The 24,356-nt window shown below is 64.1% G+C and carries 24 protein-coding genes; 11 read left to right on the top strand and 13 right to left on the bottom strand.

Annotation, left to right across the window (positions count from 1 at the left end):
- Window positions 1–13: 13 nt before the first annotated feature.
- Genes FA87_RS17655 through FA87_RS17645 form a run of 3 tightly spaced genes read right to left on the bottom strand, consistent with a single transcriptional unit; the run spans window position 14 to window position 2,780 of the window.
- The gene (locus FA87_RS17655) at window positions 14–784 is read right to left on the bottom strand and encodes a glycosyltransferase family 2 protein (protein WP_043696393.1); all 771 of its coding nucleotides are present in this window, start codon (window positions 782–784) and stop codon (window positions 14–16) included.
- A complete protein-coding gene (locus FA87_RS17650) occupies window positions 781–1,581 on the bottom strand; it encodes a beta-ketoacyl synthase chain length factor (RefSeq protein WP_043696389.1) in 801 nt (266 codons plus the stop codon). The genes FA87_RS17655 and FA87_RS17650 overlap by 4 nt, the downstream gene beginning before the upstream one ends.
- Complete coding sequence (locus FA87_RS17645; protein ID WP_239709129.1) at window positions 1,578–2,780, bottom strand: beta-ketoacyl-[acyl-carrier-protein] synthase family protein; 1,203 nt, start codon at window positions 2,778–2,780, stop codon at window positions 1,578–1,580. The genes FA87_RS17650 and FA87_RS17645 overlap by 4 nt, the downstream gene beginning before the upstream one ends.
- 35 nt (window positions 2,781–2,815) lie before the next feature.
- Between FA87_RS17645 and FA87_RS17640 the strand changes: the two genes are divergently transcribed.
- Together FA87_RS17640 and hemF are read left to right on the top strand one after the other, a co-directional pair.
- Complete coding sequence (locus FA87_RS17640) at window positions 2,816–3,607, top strand: YdcF family protein (protein WP_239709128.1); 792 nt, start codon at window positions 2,816–2,818, stop codon at window positions 3,605–3,607.
- A 109-nt stretch (window positions 3,608–3,716) separates the two neighbouring features.
- A complete protein-coding gene (hemF, locus tag FA87_RS17635; RefSeq protein WP_043696382.1) occupies window positions 3,717–4,619 on the top strand; it encodes an oxygen-dependent coproporphyrinogen oxidase in 903 nt (300 codons plus the stop codon).
- A 1-nt stretch (window position 4,620) separates the two neighbouring features.
- Here the strand turns inward: hemF and FA87_RS17630 are convergent, their stop codons facing one another.
- Window positions 4,621–5,271, bottom strand: coding sequence for a hypothetical protein (locus FA87_RS17630; protein ID WP_043696378.1), 651 nt, complete (start codon window positions 5,269–5,271; stop codon window positions 4,621–4,623).
- A 158-nt stretch (window positions 5,272–5,429) separates the two neighbouring features.
- Between FA87_RS17630 and gpmA the strand changes: the two genes are divergently transcribed.
- Both gpmA and FA87_RS17620 read left to right on the top strand, forming a co-directional pair.
- On the top strand, window positions 5,430–6,167 hold the full coding sequence (gene gpmA, locus FA87_RS17625) for a 2,3-diphosphoglycerate-dependent phosphoglycerate mutase (RefSeq protein WP_043696375.1): 738 nt from the start codon (window positions 5,430–5,432) through the stop codon (window positions 6,165–6,167).
- A 185-nt stretch (window positions 6,168–6,352) separates the two neighbouring features.
- Window positions 6,353–6,880 (top strand): hypothetical protein, encoded by a 528-nt coding sequence (locus FA87_RS17620; RefSeq protein ID WP_043696372.1) that lies wholly within the window; start codon window positions 6,353–6,355, stop codon window positions 6,878–6,880.
- A 15-nt stretch (window positions 6,881–6,895) separates the two neighbouring features.
- On the opposite strand, the gene glnK is transcribed toward FA87_RS17620, so the two are convergent.
- Window positions 6,896–7,234: a P-II family nitrogen regulator gene (glnK, locus tag FA87_RS17615; RefSeq protein WP_036109554.1), complete on the bottom strand. Its 339-nt coding sequence runs from the start codon at window positions 7,232–7,234 to the stop codon at window positions 6,896–6,898.
- Between the two features lie 181 nt (window positions 7,235–7,415).
- Between glnK and FA87_RS20470 the strand changes: the two genes are divergently transcribed.
- The 5 genes from FA87_RS20470 to FA87_RS17595 all read left to right on the top strand — a co-directional run bounded on the left by FA87_RS20470 (window position 7,416) and on the right by FA87_RS17595 (window position 14,956).
- Window positions 7,416–7,670, top strand: coding sequence for an accessory factor UbiK family protein (locus FA87_RS20470; RefSeq protein ID WP_079522345.1), 255 nt, complete (start codon window positions 7,416–7,418; stop codon window positions 7,668–7,670).
- Between the two features lie 176 nt (window positions 7,671–7,846).
- The gene (locus tag FA87_RS17610; protein ID WP_051943218.1) at window positions 7,847–9,346 is read left to right on the top strand and encodes a YifB family Mg chelatase-like AAA ATPase; all 1,500 of its coding nucleotides are present in this window, start codon (window positions 7,847–7,849) and stop codon (window positions 9,344–9,346) included.
- Window positions 9,347–9,571: 225 nt separating this feature from the next.
- Window positions 9,572–10,714 (top strand): ATP-binding protein, encoded by a 1,143-nt coding sequence (locus FA87_RS17605; protein ID WP_052191424.1) that lies wholly within the window; start codon window positions 9,572–9,574, stop codon window positions 10,712–10,714.
- A gap of 721 nt (window positions 10,715–11,435) precedes the next feature.
- A complete protein-coding gene (locus FA87_RS20465) occupies window positions 11,436–12,908 on the top strand; it encodes a S8 family peptidase (RefSeq protein ID WP_197062441.1) in 1,473 nt (490 codons plus the stop codon).
- A gap of 260 nt (window positions 12,909–13,168) precedes the next feature.
- Window positions 13,169–14,956, top strand: coding sequence for a sodium:proton antiporter (locus tag FA87_RS17595; RefSeq protein ID WP_043696368.1), 1,788 nt, complete (start codon window positions 13,169–13,171; stop codon window positions 14,954–14,956).
- Window positions 14,957–15,067: 111 nt separating this feature from the next.
- Here the strand turns inward: FA87_RS17595 and aceA are convergent, their stop codons facing one another.
- Both aceA and aceB read right to left on the bottom strand, forming a co-directional pair.
- On the bottom strand, window positions 15,068–16,357 hold the full coding sequence (gene aceA / locus FA87_RS17590) for an isocitrate lyase (protein WP_043696365.1): 1,290 nt from the start codon (window positions 16,355–16,357) through the stop codon (window positions 15,068–15,070).
- A gap of 24 nt (window positions 16,358–16,381) precedes the next feature.
- Window positions 16,382–17,980 carry a malate synthase A gene (gene aceB, locus FA87_RS17585; RefSeq protein ID WP_043696362.1) on the bottom strand — a complete coding sequence of 533 codons (1,599 nt, stop codon included), beginning with the start codon at window positions 17,978–17,980 and terminating at the stop codon, window positions 16,382–16,384.
- A 133-nt stretch (window positions 17,981–18,113) separates the two neighbouring features.
- On the opposite strand from aceB, the gene FA87_RS17580 reads away from it, so the two are divergent.
- Window positions 18,114–19,148 carry a LysR family transcriptional regulator gene (locus tag FA87_RS17580; protein WP_036109570.1) on the top strand — a complete coding sequence of 345 codons (1,035 nt, stop codon included), beginning with the start codon at window positions 18,114–18,116 and terminating at the stop codon, window positions 19,146–19,148.
- Window positions 19,149–19,151: 3 nt separating this feature from the next.
- Here the strand turns inward: FA87_RS17580 and FA87_RS17575 are convergent, their stop codons facing one another.
- Complete coding sequence (locus FA87_RS17575) at window positions 19,152–19,619, bottom strand: hypothetical protein (protein ID WP_036109571.1); 468 nt, start codon at window positions 19,617–19,619, stop codon at window positions 19,152–19,154.
- A 434-nt stretch (window positions 19,620–20,053) separates the two neighbouring features.
- Between FA87_RS17575 and FA87_RS17570 the strand changes: the two genes are divergently transcribed.
- The gene (locus tag FA87_RS17570) at window positions 20,054–20,239 is read left to right on the top strand and encodes a hypothetical protein (RefSeq protein WP_043696360.1); all 186 of its coding nucleotides are present in this window, start codon (window positions 20,054–20,056) and stop codon (window positions 20,237–20,239) included.
- 10 nt (window positions 20,240–20,249) lie between these two features.
- On the opposite strand, the gene FA87_RS17565 is transcribed toward FA87_RS17570, so the two are convergent.
- Genes FA87_RS17565 through FA87_RS17545 form a run of 5 tightly spaced genes read right to left on the bottom strand, consistent with a single transcriptional unit; the run spans window position 20,250 to window position 24,346 of the window.
- Window positions 20,250–20,849 (bottom strand): 1-acyl-sn-glycerol-3-phosphate acyltransferase, encoded by a 600-nt coding sequence (locus tag FA87_RS17565; protein ID WP_239709127.1) that lies wholly within the window; start codon window positions 20,847–20,849, stop codon window positions 20,250–20,252.
- A complete protein-coding gene (gene arfB, locus FA87_RS17560; RefSeq protein ID WP_036109575.1) occupies window positions 20,846–21,268 on the bottom strand; it encodes an alternative ribosome rescue aminoacyl-tRNA hydrolase ArfB in 423 nt (140 codons plus the stop codon). Before arfB ends, FA87_RS17565 begins: the two co-directional genes overlap by 4 nt.
- Window positions 21,269–21,297: 29 nt before the next feature.
- Window positions 21,298–22,026 carry a pseudouridine synthase gene (locus tag FA87_RS17555; RefSeq protein ID WP_043698428.1) on the bottom strand — a complete coding sequence of 243 codons (729 nt, stop codon included), beginning with the start codon at window positions 22,024–22,026 and terminating at the stop codon, window positions 21,298–21,300.
- Window positions 22,027–22,031: 5 nt separating this feature from the next.
- Window positions 22,032–23,681 carry a ubiquinone biosynthesis regulatory protein kinase UbiB gene (ubiB, locus tag FA87_RS17550; RefSeq protein WP_036109579.1) on the bottom strand — a complete coding sequence of 550 codons (1,650 nt, stop codon included), beginning with the start codon at window positions 23,679–23,681 and terminating at the stop codon, window positions 22,032–22,034.
- On the bottom strand, window positions 23,678–24,346 hold the full coding sequence (locus FA87_RS17545; RefSeq protein WP_043696357.1) for an SCP2 sterol-binding domain-containing protein: 669 nt from the start codon (window positions 24,344–24,346) through the stop codon (window positions 23,678–23,680). Before FA87_RS17545 ends, ubiB begins: the two co-directional genes overlap by 4 nt.
- Window positions 24,347–24,356: the final 10 nt, after the last annotated feature.

Raw genomic sequence — 24,356 nt, 5'->3', positions numbered from 1 at the left:
GCGCGTAGCGTTTTCAGTGCGTGTCGCGTGTCCCAGGTGCCGTCGCGACAATCGTCGGTGTCGCGCGGGAGGACCGGTAGCATGCCATTACGTGACCGTAATGGAAGATGCGGCCTACCGTATACACCGTGATTCGGGTGACGTCGCGCACCGGCTGGAAGTGGCTGAGGCGGAACTCGCCCTCGTAGCGCGAGGCGATCGGCACCGAGACCACACCGATGCCGCGCTCGCGGCACGCCGTGATCAGCAGCGCGGCTTCGAAGACGAAGTTCTCGGCGGGAAGGTCGACGAGGTCGAGCGCGGCACGCGGGTACAGCCGCTGGCCGCTTTGCGTATCCGCCACAGGACGGCCGCAGGCCCAGGAGATGCCCCAGTCGGCCACCGCGTTCGCACGGCGGCGTCCCCGCGGCTGCTGTTCGCGCTCGAGCAGCCGCGCACCGATGACGATGCTGCCGGGATAGCGGCGGTGAGCTTCGAGGATCGCCGGGATGTCGGACGCCAGGTGTTGTCCGTCGCCGTCCATCGTGATGACGTTGTCGAAACCCTGACGCAGCGCCTCGCGAAAGCCGCTGCGCAGGGCCTCGCCCTTGCCGCGTCGTGTCGCGTGGCGGATCAGGGTGACGGGCAGCTCACCCACGATCCCGGGCGTGCGGTCGTCCGAGCCGTCGTCGACGACGATCACCGGCAAGCCCAGCTCCATGGCTTCGGCAACCACGCGACCGATGGCACGTTCCTCATTGAGGCAGGGAATCAGGATGCAGCAGCGATCACCGGTGGCGTTCATGATACGGCCTCGATATCCACGTGAAGGTCCAGGCCGGTGGCGGCGGCCACGCGCAGGGCGGTGGGGCGTGCGCGGGCCAGTGCACGCAACAGCGGTATCGCCTGGGCCGAGGGGCTGCTGGCCGCGATGTCGTCCATCCAGGCGTCACCCAGCGCGACAGCGCCCGTATTGCCGGCCGACGGCGTCAGATCGATGCGCGCCAGGGCGCCCTCCGGACGCGGCGACAACACCAGCGCGCAGGCGAACGGGCCGGTGGTGCTGGTCATCTCACCGAGCGGGCCGGTGCCCGCGATGTCGTAACTGGTCAGCAGGACATCGCGCTCGTCGGCTACCGCAAGGGTGGCGGCCTCGAGCAGTCCTGCGCCAAAGCTCGTCTCGCCACCGGACACCGCGCTCGAGCTCGCATGGCAATGCGTGGCGATGGTCCAGTAGCCGGCAGGGGCGTTATGCACGGAGTTGTGGAATTTGGTGGGCGACAGTTCCGTGGGTGCCGTCGCCAGCGTGGTGCACATGTAGTCGGTGATCACCTGGTCGCCGTGCGCGGAAGCGAAGACGCAGGGCAGGGTGGCCGCGTCGAGACCGCTCATCCGCACGGCCTGGCCCGCGGCGGCGGCGGCCAGCAACACGCTTTCCGGCGCGCGTCGGCGCTCGTTAGGCGGCAGGACGTCGGCCACGGGCCGCGTGGTCGCACCCGGCGCGGCGGCACCGTTGGCGATCTCGCGGAACGCGTGCCAGTCGTCGGCGCCGGGTGCCCACGTGCCGATACCCTTGATCCATACGGTCAGCGCGGCGCTCATGCGGCAACCTCCGCCCGGGCGAAGGCGAGACAGGCGTTGTTTCCGCCAAAGCCGAACGAATTGCTCAGCGCGATGCGGAGATCGCCGCGCTCGGATGTCCACGCCATCTGCGGCCCGCACAGCGGATCCGGTGTCGTCGCACCCAGATTGGCGGGCACGACGCCGTCGCGCATCGACAACAGCGTAAGCGTGGCCTCGAGAATGCCCGCGGCGCCCAGCGTATGACCGGTGAAGCCCTTGGTCGAGCTGGCGCGTGTGCTCGCCGGGAAACGCCGTGCCACCAGTGCCGCCTCGACCTCGTCGTTCTTCTGGCTGGCGGTTCCGTGCAGGTTGATGTAATCGACATCGCCCACGACGATGCCCGCCCGCGCCAGCGTGTCGTTCAGTGCGAGCTCGGCGCCGAGGCCTTCGGGATGCGGTGTCGACATGTGGTGCGCGTCGCTGGCTTCGCCGTAGCCGATCAACAGCGGCAGTCCGCCACCCTCCACAGCGCGCTCGATGAGCGCGAAGCCGGCCGCCTCGCCGATCGAGATGCCGCCACGGTCGGCGTCGAACGGGCGGCAGGGTTCAGGTGACACGAGCTCGAGCGAATTGAACCCGAACAGGACGCTGTCGCAGAGCGTGTCGGTACCACCGACGATGGCGGCGTCGATCAGTCCGAGGCGGATCATCCGCTCGGCGTTGGCGAACACCTTGGCGCTGGAGGAGCACGCGGTGGCGACGGTCAGGCAAGGCCCTTCCAGGTCGAACGCCGTGGCGACGAATCCGGCCAGCGAATGGGGGGTGTGCAGGACGGAGCGATGGAGATCCGCCGGCATCCGACCTCCTTCCAGGCGTCGATAGCCTTCTTCGGTCGCACCGATGCTGGCGGTCGACGTGCCGAGCAGGACGGCGACGCGCGATGCGCCGTAGCGCTCGCGTGCGTCCCTGACCGCATCAATAAAACCGTCCTGACGCAACGCCAGCCAGGCCAGGCGGTTGTTCCGGCATTCCCATTCGGCGAGAGCCGGCGGGAGCGGTTCGTCTTCGAGTCCGGCGACGCGGCCGATCCAGCAATCCAGGGGCGCTGAGCTGAAGTCGTTGGGTTGAAGGCCGCCCCGGGAGGTGGCGATGGCGGTGGCGTGAGCGTCGAGACCGCGACCGAGCGCGGAGGTCGCCGTGTACGCGCGGATGGCGAGAGGAGGCATGGGATGAGGCATGCGGCGAGCCTATCCTTTTTGAGCCGCAGCGTCGCGTGAATGACGGCACCCATGACATGGCCATTCATTCGCAGGACCGCATCGTTGCGCCTCGCCAGCCAAGTCGCCAGACTCCACTGTCTATGGCCGGTCTTCTCAAACCCCTGCGTCGCGGCGTCTGGCGTTACCTCAGTGACCGCGACATCCTGATCGCGGCGTTCGTCACCGTCGTGGTCTTCGTCGGCACCCTGGGCCTGGTCTACGTCGCGCACGTGATCAACGTATGGGGCCTCGCCCGACGCAGCCCGATCGCCGGAGGGCATCGTCGGGCGCTGCTGATCTTCGGGCGTCGCCTGGTCGACGATCTGCCGGAGGCCGACTTCACCGAGCGTCTGGCGCGCGGGCGCGAAAACGTGCTCGCCGGCGCCGCCGATCGCGTGTTGTTGCTTGGCGGCACGAGTGGCGGCTCGGTCAGCGAAGCGGAGGCGGGACGTCGCTGGCTCGTCGCCGCCGGCTGGCCCGTCGATGTGCCGATGACGCTCGAGCAGCTGTCGATCGATTCCCTCGAAAACCTGCGGCACGCCCGCGAACTGTTGCGTCCATCGGACGAAGGCCGGCTGCCCGCCGTCTGGCTCGTCACCAGTCGCTACCATCTGGCGCGTTGCCTGTACCTCGCCCGCCGGCTGGGTTTCGACGCCTCGCCCATCGCCGCCGAACCCCGGCTCGCGCTCAGCGGTCGTTATGTCGTGCGGATGCTCATGGAAGCGGGCTATCTGATGTGGATCGACATCGGCATGCGCTGGGCCGCGCTCACGGGCAACCGCCGCATGGCCGCACGTATTTCCTGACCCGTCATCCCTGACCCCGTCATCGTTACGCGGCGGCGTGCCGCAGCGGGCCTCCCGGCCCGACTTGCTAAGCTTCGCGACATTTCCCGCCCAAGGATCCTGCGCCGTCATGTCCGAACAAGCCGATCTTGCCGAGTCGTTCCTGCGCGGGCTACAGGACCGCATCTGCGCCGCCATCGAGGGGATCGACGGCAAGGCGACGTTCGAGGAGGATGCCTGGACGCGCCCTGCGGGCGGCGGCGGACGCACGCGCGTCCTGCGCGACGGCGCCATCTTCGAACAGGCGGGCGTGAATTTTTCGCGGGTCGCCGGTTCGCCATTGCCGCCGAGCGCCACGGCGCACCGGCCCGACCTCGTCGGCGGCAGCTTCATCGCCACCGGCGTCTCGCTGGTTCTGCATCCGCGTAACCCGCACATCCCGACGACGCATGCCAACGTGCGTTACTTCGAGGCCTCGAAAGAAGGCGCGGAGCCCGTGTGGTGGTTCGGCGGCGGCTTCGATCTCACGCCGTTCTATCCGGTCGACGAGGACGTGCGTCACTGGCATCAGGTCGCCAGGGACCTCTGCGCGCCGTATGGCGATGACGTGTACTCGCGATACAAGCAGTGGTGCGACGAGTATTTCTACCTCAAGCATCGCGGCGAAACGCGCGGTGTCGGCGGTCTTTTCTACGACGACCTCAACGAGGGCGGCTTCGAGCGGTGCATGAGTTTCACGCGCGACGTCGGTCAGGGTTTTCTCGACGGCTACCTGCCCATCGTGGAGCGCCGTCGCGACACGCCGTATGGCGAGCGCGAGCGCGAATTCCAGCTCTATCGTCGCGGTCGTTACGTCGAGTTCAACCTGGTCTACGACCGCGGCACCTTGTTCGGTCTGCAGTCGGGCGGGCGCACGGAATCGATCCTGATGAGTCTGCCGCCACGCGTTCGCTTCGAATACGCGTACGCGCCCGAGGCGGACAGCCCCGAAGCGCGGCTGCAGGAATACCTGAAGCCGCGCGACTGGATCTGAGTTACGGGGCGCTGCCCGAGAACGCGTGCGGCGTGGCGCCTTCGATCTTGCCGACCGTCGCGGAGTCGCTCACGTAGAGATCGACCGCACGTTCGAACCTCAGGGTGCCCTGAACCACGGCGTGCGGTCCGATCACGATCTTCGGATTGCGGTCGTTGTTGGTGTGCCAGCCCATGTTGGGCTTCTTCACCAGGATGCCGCCCTCGACCTTCGAGCCGCCACCGATATCCATGTCCGCGTTGACGGTCTCGATGCCGCCGCCCACGTGCGCGCCGTCGAGCGAGATCTCACCATTGACGTTGGACAGGTGGCCTTTGACGTCGGCACCGCGCTCGAGCTGAACCCGCCCGTTGACCGTCTGCACGTCATCGCTCACGCGCGACTGCTCATGCAGGGACACCGCGCCGTTGACCGACTTCACGGCGGTGGCGGTGGCTCCTTCGCCGAGCTCGACCGAACCGTTGACGGTACTGGCCTTCTGTACCGTGGCGCGCGAACCGATGCGGACCGAGCCGTTCACCGTATGGACGTCGCCCGCGTTCTGGCCAGCGTCGACCGACGCGGTGCCGTTGACTTTGCTGATGTCGTCGGCCGCGACGGCGGCGCCGGCGAGGGACAGGGCGATGAGGAGGGAAATCAGGCTACGACGCATGCTGCGGTACTCCGCGAGTGGACTAGGACACTTGAGATGCGCGCGCCCCGCGCAAGGTTTAGCGTGACTTCCGGCACGGCTGCCTGCCGGCGCCGCGTAAGTTGACGCTTCGCGGGCGAGGTTCCACCATCGGATTTTTCCTCCTGACGTTGGATGCCATGTACAAGCTTGTCATGATCCGCCACGGCCAGTCGGCCTGGAACCTCGAGAACCGCTTCAGCGGCTGGGCCGATGTCGACCTGACCGAGCAGGGCGTGGCCGAGGCCCGTGAGGCCGGTCGCCTGCTCAAGGACGCCGGTTTCACCTTCGACCTGGCCCACACCTCCTACCTGAGGCGCGCCGTGCGCACCCTGTGGCATGTACAGGACGAGATGGGCCTGATGTGGATCCCGGTGGTCACCGACTGGCGCCTCAACGAGCGCCACTACGGCGCCCTGACCGGCCTCAACAAGTCGGAGACCGCCAGCAAATACGGCGAAGACCAGGTCAAGATCTGGCGCCGCAGCTACGACACGCCGCCGCCGGCCTTGAAGCCGGGCGAGATGTCGTTCGCCGACGACGGCCGCTACGACGGCATCGCCGACGTCCCGCTGACCGAGTGCCTGAAGGACACCGTCGCCCGCGTGCTGCCGTACTGGCACGACGTACTGGCGCCGGCGATCAAGAGCGGCAAGAGCGTGCTGATGGCCGCTCATGGCAACTCCATGCGCGCGCTGGTGAAGTACTTCGACGGCATCTCCGACGACGACATCGCCGAGCTCAACATCCCCAACGGCATTCCGCTGGTCTACGAGTTCGACGCCGACCTCAAGCCGGTCAGGCACTATTACCTGGGCGACGAGGCCGAGATCGCGGCCAAGATGGCCGCCGTCGCCAACCAGGGCAAAGCCAAATAACGCTGGCCGCTTCATGTAGGAGCGCGCCCCGCGCGCGACAGCTCTTCGCGCCGGTCCCCACGGGCCCGGCGCGGGAATCCGACCGCATGACACCCGTCACCCCCAACACCTAACATCCCGCCCTCGAACCCCCGCCACGGTCGCCGTAAGGTAGCGTCACAGTCACCACCACCGAGACCGCGCCCATGCTGGCTCCGACCACCATCCCGTTCATCGTCGCCCCGCTGATGGCTTTCGCCGTCTACCGCCGTGTTCGCGGCAGTTTCGGCCGGCAGCCGATCCGGACGAAGCGGATGACCGCCCGCATCGTCATCTTCGCGGCGATCGCCTGCCTGATGATGACCTCGGGTCTGCAGGACATCCGGCTTGCGGAGGGCGCCCTCGGCGGCCTCGTGCTCGGCGGTGCGCTGGCCTTCGTCGGCCTGCGCCTCACCCGTTTCGAGTCGAGCCCACAGGGCGGCGACTTCTATATCCCGAATCCCTGGCTTGGGGCCGCGCTCACCGCGCTGCTGCTGGGCCGCATGGCCTGGCGCTTCCTGGTGCTGGCCCCCCTGTTTCAGGGCGAGGGCCCGGCTGTCGCCCATGCGCCGCCGCCCGGTAACAGCCCGCTCACCATGCTCGTGGTCGGTCTGACGATCGGCTACTACGCGGCCTACTACGCGGGAATCCTGGTGCACCACCGCCGCTTCAAGCGGCTGGCGCAGGCGGTCTGATCGCAGGAGACGCCCTCAGAGGGCGTCGTTGTCCAGTTCGCCGGTACGGATACGCACGACCTGGTCGAGCTGACTGACGAAGATCTTGCCGTCGCCGATCTTGCCCGTGCGGGCCGCCTGCTGGATGGCCTCGACCACGCGCTCGACCTGATCATCGGTGATGGCGACCTCGAGCTTGATCTTGGGCAGGAAGTCGACCACGTACTCCGCCCCGCGATACAGTTCGGTGTGGCCCTTCTGCCGGCCGAAGCCTTTCACCTCGGTGACCGTGACGCCCTGGACGCCTACATCGGCGAGGGCTTCGCGGACGTCGTCCAGCTTGAACGGCTTGATGATGGCGACGACCAGCTTCATGTAACACTCCTCGGGGCGCGTCCGGCTGTCGGCGCGCGGACGGTCATTGTGCCATCCGCGGTCGGTCGGCGTCCTCCGGGAGCATTTTGTAGGGGAAACCCTACACGACGTGTAGGCATCCGCCTATAGCGCCTACAAACGAATCACCTAAACTTCATTCCACGACATCGAGGTGCGCAAGATGGATGTGCAGGGTATCGATCAACTCGCACAGCGGTTGGCATCGTTGGTTCCGCCAGGGTTGGCGCAAGCGCGTGAGGATATGCACGCCAACTTCAAAGACATTCTGGCGCAGGGACTACGCCGCCTCGATCTCGTAACCCGCGAAGAATTCGATGTGCAGAGCCAGGTATTGGCTCGTACGCGAGAAAAGCTCGACGCTCTGGAAAAGCGCATTGCCGACCTGGAAGTCAGCGCTGCGCAGCGCGGCCAATAGGGAAGGCCGCACAGCCCGGGACCGCCCCCGATCCGTCACCCTCACCCCGAGAGCGGTCGGGGGCGGTTATTTTTCTCCGAACAGGCGCAAGGAGTGCGTATGCGAGCCGGATCCCTTCAGGATCACCGACGTTCGCATCCCTTGTGGATGCGTAACCGGTTACGATACTCCCCGTCATGAGCCTCGCCGTCACCCTTTCGCGCGCGCAGGAAGGCGTCGCCGCGCCACAGGTCATCGTCGAGGTGCATCTCTCCGGCGGCCTGCCTTCCACCTCCATCGTCGGTCTGCCTGAAGCGGCGGTGCGCGAGGCGCGGGATCGTGTTCGTGTCGCCATCCAGAACACCGCCTTCGAATACCCGGCCCGTCGGGTCACCGTGAATCTGGCACCCGCCGAACTCCCGAAAGACGGTGGCCGGTTCGATCTGGCCATCGCGCTGGGCATCCTCGCCGCGGGCTCCCAGGTGCCCCGCGAGCGGCTCGACGATTGCGAGTTCCTCGGCGAGCTTGCTCTGTCCGGCGAGCTCCGTGCCGTACCCGGCATCCTTCCCGCCCTGATCCGCGCTCGCCGTAGCGGCCGCCGCATCGTCGTACCCCGGGCCAACGCCGCGGAAGCCGCGTTGATCGGGGAGGGCGACATCCTGCTGGCGGACAGCCTCGCCGAGGTCTGCGCCTGGCTGCGCGGCAATGGCGATCTGACCAGTCCCGCCACGGCCGACTTCTACGACCTGCCGACCTGCGGCCCCGACATGCGTGACGTGCGCGGCCAGTATCAGGCGCGCCGCGCCATGGAAATCGCCGCTGCGGGTGGTCACCATCTTTTGCTTATCGGTCCGCCCGGCACCGGCAAGACGATGCTGGCTGAGCGTCTCCCGGGGATCCTCCCGCCGATGACCGAATCGGAAGCGCTTGAGAGCTGCGCCATTCGTTCGCTGTCCGGCGAGGAGATCGAGCCGGGTTGCTGGCGCCGTCGTCCCTTCCGCGCACCTCATCACACGGCCTCAGGCGTCGCCCTGGTCGGCGGCGGGGCCAATCCGCGTCCTGGCGAGATCTCGCTGGCGCACAACGGCGTGCTCTTCCTCGACGAGTTGCCCGAGTTCAGCCGGCACGTGCTCGAGGTGCTTCGCGAGCCGCTCGAGTCCGGGCAGATCGTGATCTCCCGCGCCGCGCGGCAATCGACGTTCCCGGCCGAGTTCCAGCTCGTTGCGGCGATGAATCCGTGCCCCTGTGGTTACAACGGCGATCCACTGCATGAGTGCCGCTGCACGCCCGATCAGGTACAGCGTTATCGCGGGCGTATCTCAGGCCCGCTGCTCGATCGCATCGACATCTGCGTCGAAGTGCCACGCGTTTCCATCGCCGAGTTCTCGGCCATGCGTGGGCCCAGGGACGACGACAGCGCGACCGTGCGCGCGAGGGTGGTCAAGGCCCGGGAGAAAGCGCTGCTGCGCGCTGGCCAGGCGAACGCGGAGCTGAGCGTCGTCAACCTCGAACGCGACTGCGCGCTGCCGTCGGCGGAGCGCGAGTGGTTGCAGGTGACGCTGGATAAGCTGGGTGCCTCGGCGCGGGCGTATCACCGGATTCTGCGCGTCGCGCGGACCATCGCCGATCTGGAAGGCGGGGCGGGGTGTGTGGAGCAGGTGCATCTGGCTGAGGCTTTGCACTATCGGCGGTTCTGAAGGGCCGGTCCGGTGTCGCGCCGCTGCCACTCTCGAGGCCCCTTTGCTTCGTAACGAGGAAATCTCTATCTGTGAGATGGGCTACTCATAGAATGGTCACGCATGTCAGGTCTTTGACATTTCTGCATAGCTGCTTGCCTCTACGACAGGAATGATTGACACGTGATCTATTCGACTTTACTTTTCTCGTAAGTTTCTTGCTTCGTGATGGGTTTGGGTAGATCTATGGGTACTGTATTTGACGAGGGCGCTTTGGTTAATTTAGTGGCCGGAGCGATGGCTGCTGATTACACCGCTGTTCGTCGCGCGGGGGTGGCACTGGCTGTGAGTCTTGAGTCGCAGTCGCCCGAGTTGGCCCGTAAAATTCGTTCCTTGGTCAATCGAAAGGGCGTCCAACTGCGCGCTTCAGGTATTGCAGAGGCGCTCCCTGTCGACGCGAAGTCGAGGCAGCCTCTGGTTGAGGAGCAGCCGACGCCTGTGGTCCCACTATTCGTCAGTGATCATCTGGGTGCTCAGTTCAGATCGTTTCTAGACGACGCGCGTAGTCACGATCGGCTTGCCGCCGCTGGCATTGCCTCCCGTCTGTCCTTGCTTTTGTCGGGGCCGCCGGGTACTGGGAAAAGTCTCTTGGCTGGGCACGTAGCGGCTCATCTCGGGCGACCGCTTTACGTCGTTCGGCTGGACTCAGTTATCTCGTCGTTGCTCGGCGATACGGCGAAAAATATCCGCAATATATTCGACTCGATCCCTGCGCGCGGTGTTCTCTTTCTTGACGAGATAGACGCGATTGCAAAGTTGCGTGATGACAGGCATGAACTCGGCGAACTAAAGCGAGTGGTCAACACTCTTTTGCAGGGGCTGGACTCTCTTGATGACTCGGCCGTTGTCATTGGCGCTACAAACCACGCCCAACTGCTAGATCCCGCGGTTTGGCGGAGATTTCCTTACACCATGGATATGGGGATGCCAGATGTCCGTGTGAGGGAAGATATCTGGACTCACTTTTTGGCAGTAAGCAACGACGTGGAAGGCGTGCCCAAGGCGTTGGCTGCGATGTCGGATGGGCTGACCGGCGCCGACATCCAAATGCTTTCGTTCGCAGCGAGACGAAAATCCGTACTTTCTTCTCAGAAAATTGATTTTGTGGCGCTTGCTTCATCGATTTTAGCTGCCAGAGGGCTGCAGGTGGATGCGAGAAGCGAGGGAGATTTGCGGGCCGCTATCGTGCGGCTTGCTTTGCATGATGGAGCTACGCAATCCGACGTCGCGAAGATGTTTGGAGTAACGCGGCAAGCTATATCCGCACATTTGAAAGGAGAGAAGGGCGGTGGCAAGGGAACGAAACGCGAACGAACGGCCAATCCTTAATCCAGCGCTTAGACTCATACGTGAACCGGTTCCTCGACCTGTAACGGGCAGGTCGCCGACCGAGGCGCAAGTTAGGTCTGAGCGACTGGAATCTCAGCGGCGCACTCTCGTCGGTTCGGTTAGGGCTATGCGAGTTAGTCCTCCTGCTTTGCATGCGGGAAGATTCCATTTTCGTATCCGCATGTTTGAGGATTCGCTCGCGCCGACATACTTGCCAAAAGGAATTTTTGGGCCTCGGACTCACACGAAGATCGTTGCGCCGATAAGAAACGGGTATTTGATTGAGTCGTCGCTCGAAGCGTTGGCTGTCCTAGAAGCTGAGATATTAAGTAGCGACGCTGTTGACGCGCGAGTTGCGATTTCCCGTATTGAACAGCTCGGTACCCAATCTGCCTCGGATGTCTTGTGTGGGAAGTCGCCAGACACATTGTGGCTTCACGCACTAAATGGGGAGGTGGGTAAGCTGTTTACCGTGTGGCTCGCCCCGTTTTCCGAGTCGGATGCGAGGGACGCTGTTATGGATCGTCTCTTCTCGATGACGGGGGAAAGTCGGATTAGGCCAGTTTTCGGTTCGGTATCCGTTATTAGGGGGGGAGCCCAAGATTCCGACGCGCTTCATATCTCTCGGTTGCCAGAGGCGTCGAGTTTGTCTCAGGCGGCGAGAATTTACCGATCGCGTCGGGTTGCTAAGCTTACATTGGACGTTGCAGACGAGGCATCCTTGTCGGTTCTCATAGCCTCTGGCGCGTCGTATCGGATTGATCCGGTTCTTCCGTTGCGCGTTCAGGACCTGCCGCCATCGAGCGACCCGGAGCGCCCCTTTCCCGTCGAAGATTGGCATCCTACCGTGGCTGTCGTCGACGGTGGCTTGAATGCTAAGAGCTATAAAAACATGCAGGCTTGGGAAGCTCCTTCGCTTGTGTCCGATGTGGCGGCAAACTTTCCTCATGGGAATCGCGTGACATCGCTAGTGGTACACGGGCATGCCTGGAACAAGCACCTTAAGCTTCCGGATCTTGTGTGTCGCGTTGGAACCGTTCAGGCAATTGCCAAGGACGGACAGGATGAGCATTCGAGAGAAAAGTTCCTCTCGTATCTTCGTGAAGTAGTCGAAGCTCACGCCTCTGAGTGCAAGGTATGGAATATGTCCTTTAATGAAAGGACGCTTCCGGGGGACGAGGTAGTCGTAAGCGAGATAGGCCACGGTATTCGTGCCATCGCGCGAGAGTTCTCCATTCTTCCTGTGGTTTCGATCGGTAACGTTGATTCGCACGGACATGGTTTGGTATGTCCGCCGGGCGATTGTGAAGCGTCGCTTACGGTCGGTGGGCGCGTCAGTGTTGACGGCTTCCCAGATGGGCACTGTTCCGCGTGTGTGACAGGACCAGGGCCTGATGGGATGCTAAAGCCTGATCTTTCTTGGTTCTCAACGATGCGTGTTATTGGTGGATCAATTGTCAGCGGGAGCAGCTTTGCGGCTCCGCTTGTCGCTACCCTCGCTGCGCACGCTTTTCACGCATTGAAGAATCCGACGCCGGACCTGGTTCGCGCGCTGCTAATTAACGCTGCAGACCAGGACGTTTTTGACCGACGAATAGGTTGGGGGACTCCGGCCACGGAACAGATGCCTTGGGTGTGCGCCGATGAATCGGTGACCCTCGTTTGGACCGCAACTTTGTCAAAAGGTCAGGCTTATTACTGGAATGACATCCCTATTCCGCCTGAGATGCTCCACGATGGGAAGTTAATTGGTCGCGCCTGTCTGACAGCAGTTCTTGCTCCACTCGTCTCTGAGTTGGCATCGGCGAACTATTTCTCGTCTAGAGTTGAAGTTGCTCTACAAACGGAGTCAAAGCCAGGGATTTTCAAGAACCTCCTGGGGACCATGAAGGAAAGTGTTACCAAGGAGCTTGATGCACGGTCCGAACTCGCTAAATGGCATCCGGTACGTCGCCACTCTCGGGATTTTAAGAAAGGGGTAAAGCTATCATCAAGCACGATGAGGGTATATGCGCGCGTCTTCGTACGAGATCCGTACCAGTTCGAAGACGAGGAACTTGAGCAGCCTCAAAATGTCGCTTTTGTGTTGACTCTGAGGGCCCCAACTGGTGACGTCTATAGCAGCATGACTGTGAGGCTCGGGCAGTACGTCGAGAGCGCGGTGGTCGCGCAGGAGGTATCTGTTGATGCCTAGGTGCCGTGGTGCTGGCGTTGTGTTCGGAATTAAGACTTATTTCATGTACTGACCAGTTGACGAATCCCCCGGCCAGGTGCATGATTCTGTACCAGGCGGTTCTCTAATGGACTGTCTGCCCCGCTCCGGTGCTGGATACCCCTCCCTCCCCCCGCTCCAGCACCGGGGCCCGGCCTTTATCTTCACCAACGATTCCCTATGCTCTTCTTGACGGCCCGCCTCTGGCGCTGGCCGTTTTCTTTTTTGGAACAGGGAAAATCATGGGACTCGAACTCGGCATCCTGCTGACACTGATGCTTGGCATAGGCTTCCTCTGCCAGTGGGTGGCTTGGCGGGTGCGCCTTCCGGCCATCCTCTTCCTGCTGCTGGCAGGCATTCTGGCGGGCCCGGTGACCGGGCTGCTTCACCCGGACAAGGTCCTGGGCGACCTGTTGTTCCCGGTGGTATCGCTGGCGGTGGCGGTCATCCTCTTCGAAGGCAGCCTGACCTTGCGCTTCAGCGAGCTGAAGGGTATCGGGCACGCGGTCCGTGGCCTCGTCAGCTACGGCGCGATCATCGCGCTGCTGATGCTGGCGGGTGCGGCCCACTGGATCGGTGGTCTCAGCTGGGAACTGGCGCTGCTGTTCGGCGCGCTGACCTGCGTGACCGGCCCGACCGTGATCGCGCCCATGCTGCGCACGGTTCGGCCCAATGCCCGTATCGCCAACATCCTGCGCTGGGAGGGGATCATCATCGATCCGATCGGCGCCCTGTTTGCGGTGCTGGTCTATGAAGCGATCGTCTCGCACCGCGAAGGTCACTCGATCCAGATCTTCCTCGGCACGATCGCGTGTGGCGCGATCGTCGGTGGCGTCGCCGCATTCATTCACGGCAACCTGCTGCGTCGCCACTGGATCCCCGAGTACCTGCAGAACTTCGGCACGCTGGCCGCGGTGCTCGCTACGTTCACACTGTCCAACACGGTGGCACACGAGTCGGGCCTGCTGGCGGTGACCCTCATGGGAATCGCGCTGGGCAACATGCGTGACGTACACATCGACGACATCATGGACTTCAAGGAGCACCTGACCACCTTGCTTGTCTCGATGCTCTTCATCCTGCTGGCGGCGCGTCTGGACTGGCCGCTTCCCGATGGCGCGCTGCTGGGTGGTGTGCTGATCTTCTTCGTCGCGCAGCTCGTCATTCGTCCGCTGTCGGTCCTGGTGGCGAGCGTTGGCGGCGGGCTGTCGTGGCGTGAGCGTGCATTGATCGCCTGGGTCGCGCCGCGAGGCATCGTCGCCGCATCCGTGTCGGCGTTGTTCGCCATTCGCCTGGAGAAGGCGGGCATGGCCGGTGCCGACAAGATGGTGCCGCTCGTCTTCCTGATGATCATCGGTACGGTGGTCTTCCAGAGCGCGACGGCGCGTCCGCTGGCACGCTGGCTGAAGGTTGCCGATCCCGAACCGCGTGGCGTGCTGATCTACGGATCCGACATCGTCGCGCTGGAGATCGCACGCGCCCTGGCCGCCAATGAGGGGCTGCGTGTCGTCGTCGCCGACGACGACTGGAACGGCATTCGCACTGCGCGCATGGCGGGACTGTCGACGTTCTTCGGCAATCCTTCGTCGCAGGCGGCGGATCGCAATCTCGATCTCGCGGGCATCGGCCACCTGCTCGCCGTATCGACACATCGGGAACTGAACTCACTGGCCAGCGTGCACTATCGCGAGGAGTTCGGTCGCGACAAGGTATTCCGCCTGCGCAACCTGTCGCCCGAGGAAAGCCACGGTCGCGCCTCCCTGGCGGGGAGTCTCGTCGCCACCGCGTTGTTCGCCGAAGACATGACGCACGCGCGCTTCGCGGAACTGCTGCACGAGGGATGGCGAATCAAGTCCACGCGACTGACCGAGACATTCGACTGGCCGCATTTCATCGAAGAGTACGGTTCGCGCACGGTGCCGTTGTTCGGGGTGGAGGAGAAGGGCGACCTTCGCATCGCTTCGGGCAAGAAGGTGCTGGAGCCGAAGCCCGGCTGGACAGTGATCGCCCTGGTGCCACCCGAGCGCTGATCGCTGCTGCGACACGGGGCGGCGTTCGCAGGGTCCATCGATGACCATGAGCACGGCGGCGAACATACTTTCGCCGCCGTGCCCGAGCGCAAACGATTCGCGTCGAATGCGTTACGCCGCCGACGCCGGATGAAACTGCTGTTCTTCCGTCGAACCGCTCAGTGCGGAGAGCGAACTGAACGAGCCTGAGATCACCTGGTTCACCGTGTCGAAGTAGCCGGTGCCGACCTCGCGCTGGTGCTTCGCCGCCGTATAGCCATCCTTCTCCGCCGCGAACTCCGCTTCCTGCAGTTCGACGTAGGCCGCCATCTGTCGATCCTTGTACCCACGCGCCAGCTGGAACATGGAGTAGTTCAGCGCATGGAAGCCAGCCAGGGTGATGAACTGGAAGGCGTAGCCCAGCTCGCCCAGCTGCTTCTGAAACGAGGCGATGGTCTTCTCGTCGAGGTTCTTCTTCCAGTTGAAGCTCGGCGAGCAGTTGTACGCCAGCTTCTTGCCCGGATACTTCGCATGGATGGCCTCGGCGAACCGGCGCGCTTCTTCCATATCGGGCGTCGAGGTCTCGCACCAGAGCAGGTCGGCATAAGGTGCATAGGCGAGCCCGCGACTGATCGCCTGATCGATGCCTTGCGTCGCCTTGTAAAAACCTTCCACGGTGCGTTTGCCGGTGAGGAAAGGCTTGTCGTAGTCGTCCACATCGGAGGTGACCAGTGCGGCACCCATGGCATCCGTACGCGCGACAATCAGCGTCGGCACGCCGGCAACGTCGGCCGCCAGTCGTGCGGCCACCAGCTTCTGCACGGCTTCCTGTGTCGGTACCAGCACTTTGCCACCCATGTGGCCGCACTTCTTCGCGCTGGCCAGCTGGTCTTCGAAATGCACGCCGGCGGCGCCCGCCTCGATCATGTGCGTCATCAACTCGTACGCATTGAGTACGCCACCGAAGCCCGCCTCGGCGTCCGCGACGATCGGCACCAGCCAATCGAGACCATCCTTGCCCTCGGCGTGATGAATCTGGTCCGCGCGCAGCAGCGTTTTGTTGATCTTGCGGACGACGTTAGGCACCGAGTCGACCGGATAGAGCGACTGGTCGGGATACATCGCCCCGGCCGTGTTCGCATCGGCGGCGACCTGCCAGCCTGAAAGGTAGATGGCCTGGAGCCCGGCCTTCACCTGCTGCATCGCCTGGTTGCCCGTGAGCGCGCCGAGGGCGTTGACGTAAGGCGTGTCATGAAGGGCGCGCCACAGGCGATCGGCGCCGCGGCGGGCGAGTGTGTGCTCGATCTGGACCGTGCCACGCAGCCTGATCACGTCCTCGGCGGCGTAGGGGCGTTCGACGCCCTTCCAGCGTTCGTTGTTGGTCCAGTCCAGCGTGATGTGCTCGGCGTTATGCGTCTTCATCGTAAGGCTCCTTCGAGAGGTCGGTCAGGACAGGTGTTCGTAAGCGGGAAGGGTGAGGAAGTCGCGTAGTTCGTCGGCGTGAGTCAGTGCGGAAATCAGGCGGGCCGCATCATCGGCGCGCGATGCGCCGGGCAGGTCGCTGCCGCGAAGGCGGTGCGCATGGGCCGCAAGTGCCTGGTCGAAGAGGCCGAAGTCGATGTGTGCGTGGTCGCTAAACTCGACCGGTCCGTGATGCAGCCATTGCCAGAGCTGCGCGCGGGCGATCTCCGCGGTGGCGGCGTCTTCCATGAGGTTGTGAATCGGTACGCAGCCGAGGCCTTCAAGCCACGCCGCCGTATAGCGAAGGCAAACCTCGACGTTATTGTCGAAGCCGGAGCGGGTGACCGTACCGATGGCGGGCGCGATGAGCGCGTCACGCGAAACGGTCACGTCGTCTCGTGTCACATGCAGCTGGTTCGACGTCGGCATGTGTTCGTCGAAGATCGCCATCGCGACGGGGACGAGCGCCGGATGGGCGACCCAGGTGCCATCGTGTCCCGCGGTCACTTCCCGCAGCTTGTCGGCGCGGACCTTGGCCATCGCGGCGTCGTTCGCGGCGTCGTCGCCGCGGATCGGAATCTGCGCCGCCATGCCGCCCATCGCGAACGCGCCGCGGCGATGACACGTCCGGATCAGCAGTTCGGAATACGCCTTGAGAAAGGGCACGGTCATGGTGACCTGGTCACGCTCCGGGAGCAGCCGGTCGGCATGGGCGCGGAACGTCTTCAGGTAAGAAAAGATGTAGTCCCAACGGCCGCAGTTCAGCCCGACGATGCGGGCACGCAGCGCGTGCAGGATTTCGTCCATCTGGAGCACGGCGGGGAGGGTTTCGATGAGCACGGTGGCCTTCATCGATCCGTGCGGCAGGCCGAGCTGCTCCTCCGCATGGGTCATGACAGATTCCCATAGCGCCGCTTCTTCCATGCTCTGCAGTTTCGGCAGGTAGAAATACGGGCCGCGATCTTTTTCGTGCAGCGCGGCGGCGTTATGGAAGGCATACAGCCCAAAGTCGACGAGCGCACCGGCGACCACGTCACCGTCGACCTCGGCATGGCGCTCGGGCAGGTGCCAGCCGCGAGGGCGAATCACCAGCACTGCCGGATGCTTGCCGACGCGATACACCTTGCCCTCGCCGTTGGTGAACTCGATGCTGCCGTTCACCGCGTCGCGGAGGTTGCGCTGCCCTTCCATCTGGTTGGCCCAGGTCGGCGCGCTCGAGTCCTCGAAGTCGGCCATGAACACCTTCGCGCCCGAGTTCAGGGCGTTGATGATCATCTTCCGCTCGACCGGACCGGTGATCTCGACCCGGCGGTCCATCAGGGCATCTGGTATCGGGCCGACGGCCCAGTCGCCATCGCGGATCGCCGCCGTATCGATGCGGAAGTCGGGGAGTTCGCCCGCGTCGTAGCGTTGTTGGCGTGCCGTCCGCTCAGCCAGAAGGCTCAGGCGACAGCCGTCGAACCGGCGGTGCAGCCCCGCCACGAAGGCGATGGCATCCGGCGTGAGGATGTCGCCGTAGGTGTTGCGGCCGTCACCGAAGCGGACGCCGGAGAGGGGATCGATCGCGCTCTTTGGAACTGCCATGGGTCCGTGCCTCGGGATGCGGGTCTGGAGTTGAAGCTATGCCCGGGGCTATGCTTTTGACAAAGCATATGTTTCAAAGATCAATATTAAATATGTTAATGTAGTATGTATCTCGCGGAAATATCGGAAGAAAATGTCGGATAAGAAGACGGTTGTGCGAGCCAGACGCTCATCGAAGCCGGCTCCGACACGGACGAAAGGCCGCGAGAGCCCCGATGCCACGAGCCGCTTTTACTACAAGGGCAATCGTCTGAAGCAGCTGCGTGCCTTCGTCTACACCACCCGCCTGGGCACGCTGAGCCGCGCTGCTGAGGCTTTATTCCTGTCTCAGCCTTCAGTGAGCCTGCAACTCAAGGCGCTTGAGCGCGAGATGGGCATGCCCCTCCTCGAGCGCACACGACGTCGCGTCACCCTGACCGACGCCGGCGAAGCCCTCTATGAGATGGCCCGTCCACTGGTGGAAGGCTTCGAGAACCTCGACCGGGAATTCCAGAAGAAGACCCGGGGTGCGCAGTCAGGCAAGCTGACCGTGGCGGCGGGATCCTCGACCATCCAGTATCTGCTGCCCGAACTCGTGAAGGCGTACCGGGAGCGGTATCCGTCCGTACAACTCCAGCTCGCAAACGTTACGGGCAAGGACGGCCTCGCGTTGCTTCGTGCCGACGACGCCGACATCGCGATTGGCTCGATGCTCGACGTGCCCAACGACATCGCATGGGCACCGGTCTATCACTACGACCCGATGCTGATCATGCCGCCCGATCATCCGCTGGCTGCGAAGTCGGAGATTCGGCTTGAAGACCTTTCTCCCTATGGGCTGATCCTGCCGCCGCAGCGGCTTACGACATTTCGCCTGGTCGATATGGTTTTCCAGCAACGGCATGTGCCTTACACCGTCGCGATTGAAGTCGGTGGCTGGGACGTGATCAAGCAGTACGTCGCGATGGGTCTGGGTATCTCCATCGTCACCGGTATCTGCATTACGGAAGCGGATCGCGAGAAGCTTGCTGTGCGAAACCTGCGGCAGTATTTCCCGCAGCGCAGCTATGGGGTTGTGATGCGTAAAGGAAAGTTTCTCAGTCCTGAGGCACGCGCCTTCATCGATCTTATTCGACCCGGTCTGCTGACCCATCGTGATTACGATGAATCGGGGCATTCGGAACGCTGACACTCATGCGTAGGTGTCGATGCTCCGCTCGGGGTGCAACGCGCGGATCATGTCGCGCAAGCCGGTGGCCAGTTCCATCCCTTTCTCATAGATGCGAATGGTATCGGTCCAGTCGATTCCGGACGTCGAATTCCTAACGTATGAAAGGTGGCCATTGAGCCGTTCCATGACATCGAACGGCGTATCGATCCCCCGGTCATAGCCCATGGCCGCGAGCGTATCCTCGCCCTCGATGTCGATCGCTCCCTCCCAGAACAGTCGAGCTGTAATGGAATTTAGCTGGCGGGGAGTCGCATGCGTCAGATCGAGATCGCGAATCAGCTCTTGCGTCTCAGGTTTAAGACGACGCAGAGCGTCTGTCGCGGTGCCTGTGTTGAATCGCCCGGTGCCAATTCGCTGGACATGGCCGCGAACGATATTGGGATCTTGCTGTGTCAGATGCGGGCCATGAGTGCGATTCGCGATTTGCATGTTGATCTCCCTTCTTTAGCACGAGAATGCAGCTGGCGTCGGAAAATCGATGTCAGTTTGGTTCGCGTGGACGCGCAGGTGACTGGCGCGAAGTGTGTGGGTAAGTCGACCTCGTGAGCTGCCGACGAACATCGTGTCGTCTCGCCGCCTGACTGCCGTCAGATCGCCGTTTGAGGTCGTCGATACCGCATACCTTGCCGAAGCGCGGTTCTGCGCGTCGCCAAGGAATATCTATGCGTCATCAAAAGAAGGTAGTGGTACTCATTGCGTTCGGACTTCTGTCTGCCGCCGCACTCGCCGCGCAAGCGGGGTCCCGTGGCGTGCCAGCGGGTACGTGCCAGATCTACACGAGGTTGGAAGGGCTTAGTGTAAGGCTGCAGAGCCAACAGTTCGCGGTCGTCCGGGAGTGGCGCACTGGATGCACGGGATCGGTGATGGCTTCCGCCGGACGAGGCTACCTGTCGTTCGAGCAGTTTCAGGACGGTGAATGGCGTCCCCGCGCCGAAGGCATCTCGGTCACCCTTGCGCGACTCCCGCCCGGTACCTACCGCCTCCGCGTAAAAAATATCAACCACACCCCACTCGATTACCTCGTGCGCCTGTCCTACGGCATCGGGTGATCGTCACGCTTCACACCCCGCGATGCTTCCCGCGATACCCCGCGAACATGGCGCGGATGCGCGTCATGTCCGCTTCCATATCACCCGAGGCATGGACCAGCGGTCCCACGGTGAATGTCTTCGTCGGGTAATCGATGAACACCGTCTGGATAGGCACGCCGGCGGCTCGCGCGATACGCAGAAATCCCGACTTCCATTGCTTGACGGGCTTACGCGTGCCCTCGGGCGCAATGGCGACCCACATCTTCTCGTGCTCGGCAAAGCGCTTGACCATCTGGTCGACGACATTGGTGGCCGCGGAACGATCGATGGGAATCATGCCGAGCCTGCGCACCACAGGACCCAACGGCCCGTTGAGGACTTCACGCTTGATCATCACCCCGACGTCCATGCCCATGGCCGACTTCACCAGCAAGCCCCACACACCGTCCCAGTACGACGAGTGCGGTGCGCCGATGAGAATGACTTTGGGCAGGTTCGGCATGTCGCCGACGACACGCCATCCGCTGCGCTTGATCACCCACCGGCAGATGCGCATCCAGCGGGACACGGGCAGCTGCGGAATGTTCGGGCCGAGTACGGGAATGCCATCCAGGGGAGGGAGGGTCACTCGGCGCTCCACTTGGTGGAACGACCTTTCTTGGTCTGGCTGCGCTGGGTCTTGCCCGCGAGACGGCGTTCTTTCGAGGCGCGGGTCGGCTTGGTGGCAACGCGCTTCTTCGCCACGACTGTCGCAGCGCGAATGATCTCGGCAAGACGGTCGCGGGCGTCATCTCGGTTGCGCGCCTGCTCGCGGAAACGCCGGGCCTGGATCACCAGCACGCCGGCATCCGTGATCCGGCGGTCGCCACGGGCAAGCAGGCGCTCGCGAACCGCGTCGGGCAGCGACGGCGACGACGCGACGTCGAAGCGCAGTTCGACCGCGCTCTCGGTTCGGTTGACGTGCTGTCCTCCGGGGCCGTCCGCGCGCGTGAAGCGCTCGATCAGTTCGGCATCGGGAATCGCAATGGAGGCGGTGACGATAAGCATGATGGCTGCGGATTCTAGCAGCCGGCCCGCTAAATCCCGTCGTGCGCTGCCGCAGGCCAGGCGTAGGCATCCCGCCAGGCGAAGCGTTCGATCAGGCGCAGCCAGGTGTCGTCCAGACTCGCCTCGATACACATCGGGCGAATCGCGGTGGGATGCACGAACTCCAGCGCCGCGGCGTGCAGCAGCAGGCGATGCGACGCGAAGTGCTGCTTGAACAGGCGATTGTGGTCACCCCGTCCGTGCTGGCTGTCGCCGACCAACGGATGATGGATGTGAGCGAAATGCTTGCGGATCTGACGGAAGCGGCCGGTCCGAGGCTCAGCGAGCATGAGTGCATAACGCTGCTTCTCGTAACGGCCCAGCGGAATGTCGACTTCCGTCGTGGCCAGTTGCCGGTAGTCCGTACTGGCCTCGCGTCGTGGTCCTGTGTCTTTCGAGCCTGGCAACGGGTAGTCGATGGTGCCTTCCGCCGGATCGGGCCAGCCGCGCACCACGGCGAGGTACCGCTTACGGACACTGCGGCCCATGAACTGTTCGCCAAGCTGGGCGGCGACTTCCGGCGAGCGGGCCACGAGCAGGACACCCGACGTGGCGCGATCCAGTCGGTGCGCCAGGTGCAGCGGCCCATCCACTTGCTCACGGAGCAGGTCGATCAGAAACGCATCGTCCGGCCCGACGAACTTCGACCGGTGTACGGCGAGGTTCGCGGGTTTGTTGACGGCGACGATGTCGTCGTCCTGATAGAGGATCTCGAGCACGTCGGTCAGGGCACCCGGCGCGGCCAGCCCGCGATGAATGCGGCGACACCCACCACGGCGGCGGCGATCGCCGGCCACATGCCACGCGACGACAACGTACCGATCAGGGCCGCACAGATCAGCAGCGTAGCGCCGAGCAGGCCGCAGGCGATCAGGCGCCGCATGCGTCTCGCATCGTCGCGTGCCAGGGCGAGAGCGATCGGGTCCGCTATCTCGCGCCGTTCGCCGCTGGCGACCTGACGCAGCGCGTCGCGCACCAGCTCGGGCACGCGCGGCGCCGTATGGATCCATTCCGGCAGGCGACGACGCACGTCGCGCAGGGTAGCCCGCACGCTGTAGCGCTCGCGCAGGATCCGGCGAAGCACCGGGTGAGCGACGGCCCAGATATCGATCTCGGGGTCGAGCATGCGGCCGACGCCTTCGATATTGAGCAATGTCTTCTGCAGCAGGATCAGCTGTGGCTGCAGCGTGAGCTCGAAGCGACGCGCGGTCTGGAAGAGCTTCACCACCAGCTCGGCGATGGATATCTGCGACAGCGGGCGTGTGAAGTAGGGCTCGCAGACCGTGCGCACAGCGGCCTCGAGCTCATCCAGCCGGATGGTCGACGGCATCCAGCCGGCGGCGACATGCAGCTGCGCGATGCGCGCGTAGTCGCGCTCGAACAGGGCGATGAAGTTTTCGGCGAGCCAGTACTGGTCGGCCTCGGGCAGCGAACCCATGATGCCGAAGTCGAGCGCGATGAATCGCGGCTCGTCCACACGCGAGGTGTCGACCCAGATATTGCCGGGGTGGGCATCGGCGTGGAAGAAATTGTCGCGGAAGACCTGCTCGTAGAACAAGCGCACGCCCTTCTCGGCGAGCGCCTTGCGATCGAGGCCGGCGGCGTCGATCGCGACGACGTCATCGGCGCTGACGCCGCGCACGCGTTCCAGGGTCAGCACGCCCTGGGTGCTGAAGTCCCAGTGCACTTCCGGGACATACAAGTCGATGCCGCTGGCGAAGTTGCGCCGGAGCAGGCTGGCGCTGGCGCCTTCGCGTTGCAGGTCGAGCTCGTTCTCGAGCATCTTCTCGACCTCGGCCACCACCTCGAGCGGACGGATCTTGTCCGCGGCCGGGTGCCAGCGCTGGGCGAGCTCACCGAGTGCATGGAGCAGGTCGATGTCGCGGGCAATCCGCTTGTCGATGCCGGGGCGCAACACTTTGAGCACCACCTCGCGGCCGTCGTGCAGCGTGGCCGCGTGCACCTGGGCGATGGAGGCGGACGCCAGTGCGTTCTCGTCGAAGCTGGCGAACAGTGTCGCGACCGGCGCACGCAATTCGCGCTCGACGATCGCGCGTGCCTCGGCGCCGGGGAAAGGCGGCACCTGATCCTGCAACAGCGCGAGTTCGTCGGCGATGTCCGGCGGCACCAGATCGCGCCGTGTCGACAGCACCTGGCCGGCCTTGACGAAGATCGGGCCGAGTTCGGTCAGAGCGAGACGCAACCGCGCGCCGCGCGACATGCCGCGGGTGTCGGCGGCCGGCCCGGGAAACAGTGGGCGCAGCAGCTTGAGCGGGCGGTAGATATGCGCGCCCTCGATCACTTCGTCGAGCTGGTACTTGAGCAGGATGGCGGCGACACGCAGCAGGCGTGGAGCAAGGCGCAGCGGCGTCATGAATGTCGCTCCTTCAGGGCACGCTCGAGTCGGGCAAGCCGGGCCTCCGCGCGCTCGGCGCGTTCGCGGACCGTATCGACCCCGTCGAGGAAGATATCCATCTCGCCCGGCGCCACCGCGACCCTGCCTTCGTCACGAAGCCAGTCGGCGCCGTCCTCGGTCAGGTGCGACACCGTGTCGCGCGCGTGGGCGAGCCCATCGCGGAGGGCTTTGGCCAGGGGGACGCTAATCCGGTCGCCGAAGGTCTTCGCGAAAGCTTCCTCGACATCCGGCGCGTACTGGCGCGCAAGCCGCTCCAGGCGGCGAGCGAGTTCGGCATCGCCGGCGATGTCCACCTTGCCGGGCGCCACGCCGTCGTCGTCGCGGCGCATGGCCATGGCGAGGAGACTGCCGGGCGAGGCGACGACACGCAGGCTGCCGCCGTCTTCAGGCGGTCCCACGCGCAAGCGGCCCTTTTCCACCGTAATGCGGATGCCCAGTTCGGGGCCGGCGAGATGCACCTGCACACTGCGGCCATCGAGCGCGTCGAGACGGGCACGGGTGTCGGGATCGAGGTCGACCGCGCGGTTGAGTGCGGTCTCCATGGCGCGTCCGGCCAGTACGCGCAGCGGACGGGGCAGGAAGCGGTTCGGGCCGGCGTCGGCGGAGGGTCGTTCGGGGGTCATGCCCCGATTG

Origin of the sequence: Luteibacter sp. 9133 (assembly GCF_000800155.1) — a bacterium.
Lineage (GTDB): Bacteria > Pseudomonadota > Gammaproteobacteria > Xanthomonadales > Rhodanobacteraceae > Luteibacter > Luteibacter mycovicinus.
This window is presented reverse-complemented; position numbering and strand designations above follow the sequence as displayed.

Excerpts from the sequence above, each read along its gene's own strand:
- FA87_RS17605 (WP_052191424.1), top strand. The coding sequence starts at position 9,572 with ATGGGTACTGTATTTGACGAGGGCGCTTTGGTTAATTTAGTGGCCGGA.
- FA87_RS17595 (WP_043696368.1), top strand. The coding sequence starts at position 13,169 with ATGGGACTCGAACTCGGCATCCTGCTGACACTGATGCTTGGCATAGGC.
- FA87_RS17630 (WP_043696378.1), bottom strand. The coding sequence starts at position 5,271 with ATGCGTCGTAGCCTGATTTCCCTCCTCATCGCCCTGTCCCTCGCCGGC.
- FA87_RS20470 (WP_079522345.1), top strand. The coding sequence starts at position 7,416 with ATGGATGTGCAGGGTATCGATCAACTCGCACAGCGGTTGGCATCGTTG.
- FA87_RS17545 (WP_043696357.1), bottom strand. The coding sequence starts at position 24,346 with ATGACCCCCGAACGACCCTCCGCCGACGCCGGCCCGAACCGCTTCCTG.
- hemF (WP_043696382.1), top strand. The coding sequence starts at position 3,717 with ATGTCCGAACAAGCCGATCTTGCCGAGTCGTTCCTGCGCGGGCTACAG.
- FA87_RS17580 (WP_036109570.1), top strand. The coding sequence starts at position 18,114 with ATGTCGGATAAGAAGACGGTTGTGCGAGCCAGACGCTCATCGAAGCCG.
- FA87_RS17650 (WP_043696389.1), bottom strand. The coding sequence starts at position 1,581 with ATGAGCGCCGCGCTGACCGTATGGATCAAGGGTATCGGCACGTGGGCA.
- FA87_RS17645 (WP_239709129.1), bottom strand. The coding sequence starts at position 2,780 with ATGCCTCATCCCATGCCTCCTCTCGCCATCCGCGCGTACACGGCGACC.
- aceA (WP_043696365.1), bottom strand. The coding sequence starts at position 16,357 with ATGAAGACGCATAACGCCGAGCACATCACGCTGGACTGGACCAACAAC.
- FA87_RS17610 (WP_051943218.1), top strand. The coding sequence starts at position 7,847 with ATGAGCCTCGCCGTCACCCTTTCGCGCGCGCAGGAAGGCGTCGCCGCG.
- FA87_RS17570 (WP_043696360.1), top strand. The coding sequence starts at position 20,054 with ATGGCTTCCGCCGGACGAGGCTACCTGTCGTTCGAGCAGTTTCAGGAC.
- arfB (WP_036109575.1), bottom strand. The coding sequence starts at position 21,268 with ATGCTTATCGTCACCGCCTCCATTGCGATTCCCGATGCCGAACTGATC.
- ubiB (WP_036109579.1), bottom strand. The coding sequence starts at position 23,681 with ATGACGCCGCTGCGCCTTGCTCCACGCCTGCTGCGTGTCGCCGCCATC.
- glnK (WP_036109554.1), bottom strand. The coding sequence starts at position 7,234 with ATGAAGCTGGTCGTCGCCATCATCAAGCCGTTCAAGCTGGACGACGTC.
- aceB (WP_043696362.1), bottom strand. The coding sequence starts at position 17,980 with ATGGCAGTTCCAAAGAGCGCGATCGATCCCCTCTCCGGCGTCCGCTTC.
- FA87_RS17620 (WP_043696372.1), top strand. The coding sequence starts at position 6,353 with ATGCTGGCTCCGACCACCATCCCGTTCATCGTCGCCCCGCTGATGGCT.
- FA87_RS17655 (WP_043696393.1), bottom strand. The coding sequence starts at position 784 with ATGAACGCCACCGGTGATCGCTGCTGCATCCTGATTCCCTGCCTCAAT.
- FA87_RS17575 (WP_036109571.1), bottom strand. The coding sequence starts at position 19,619 with ATGCAAATCGCGAATCGCACTCATGGCCCGCATCTGACACAGCAAGAT.
- gpmA (WP_043696375.1), top strand. The coding sequence starts at position 5,430 with ATGTACAAGCTTGTCATGATCCGCCACGGCCAGTCGGCCTGGAACCTC.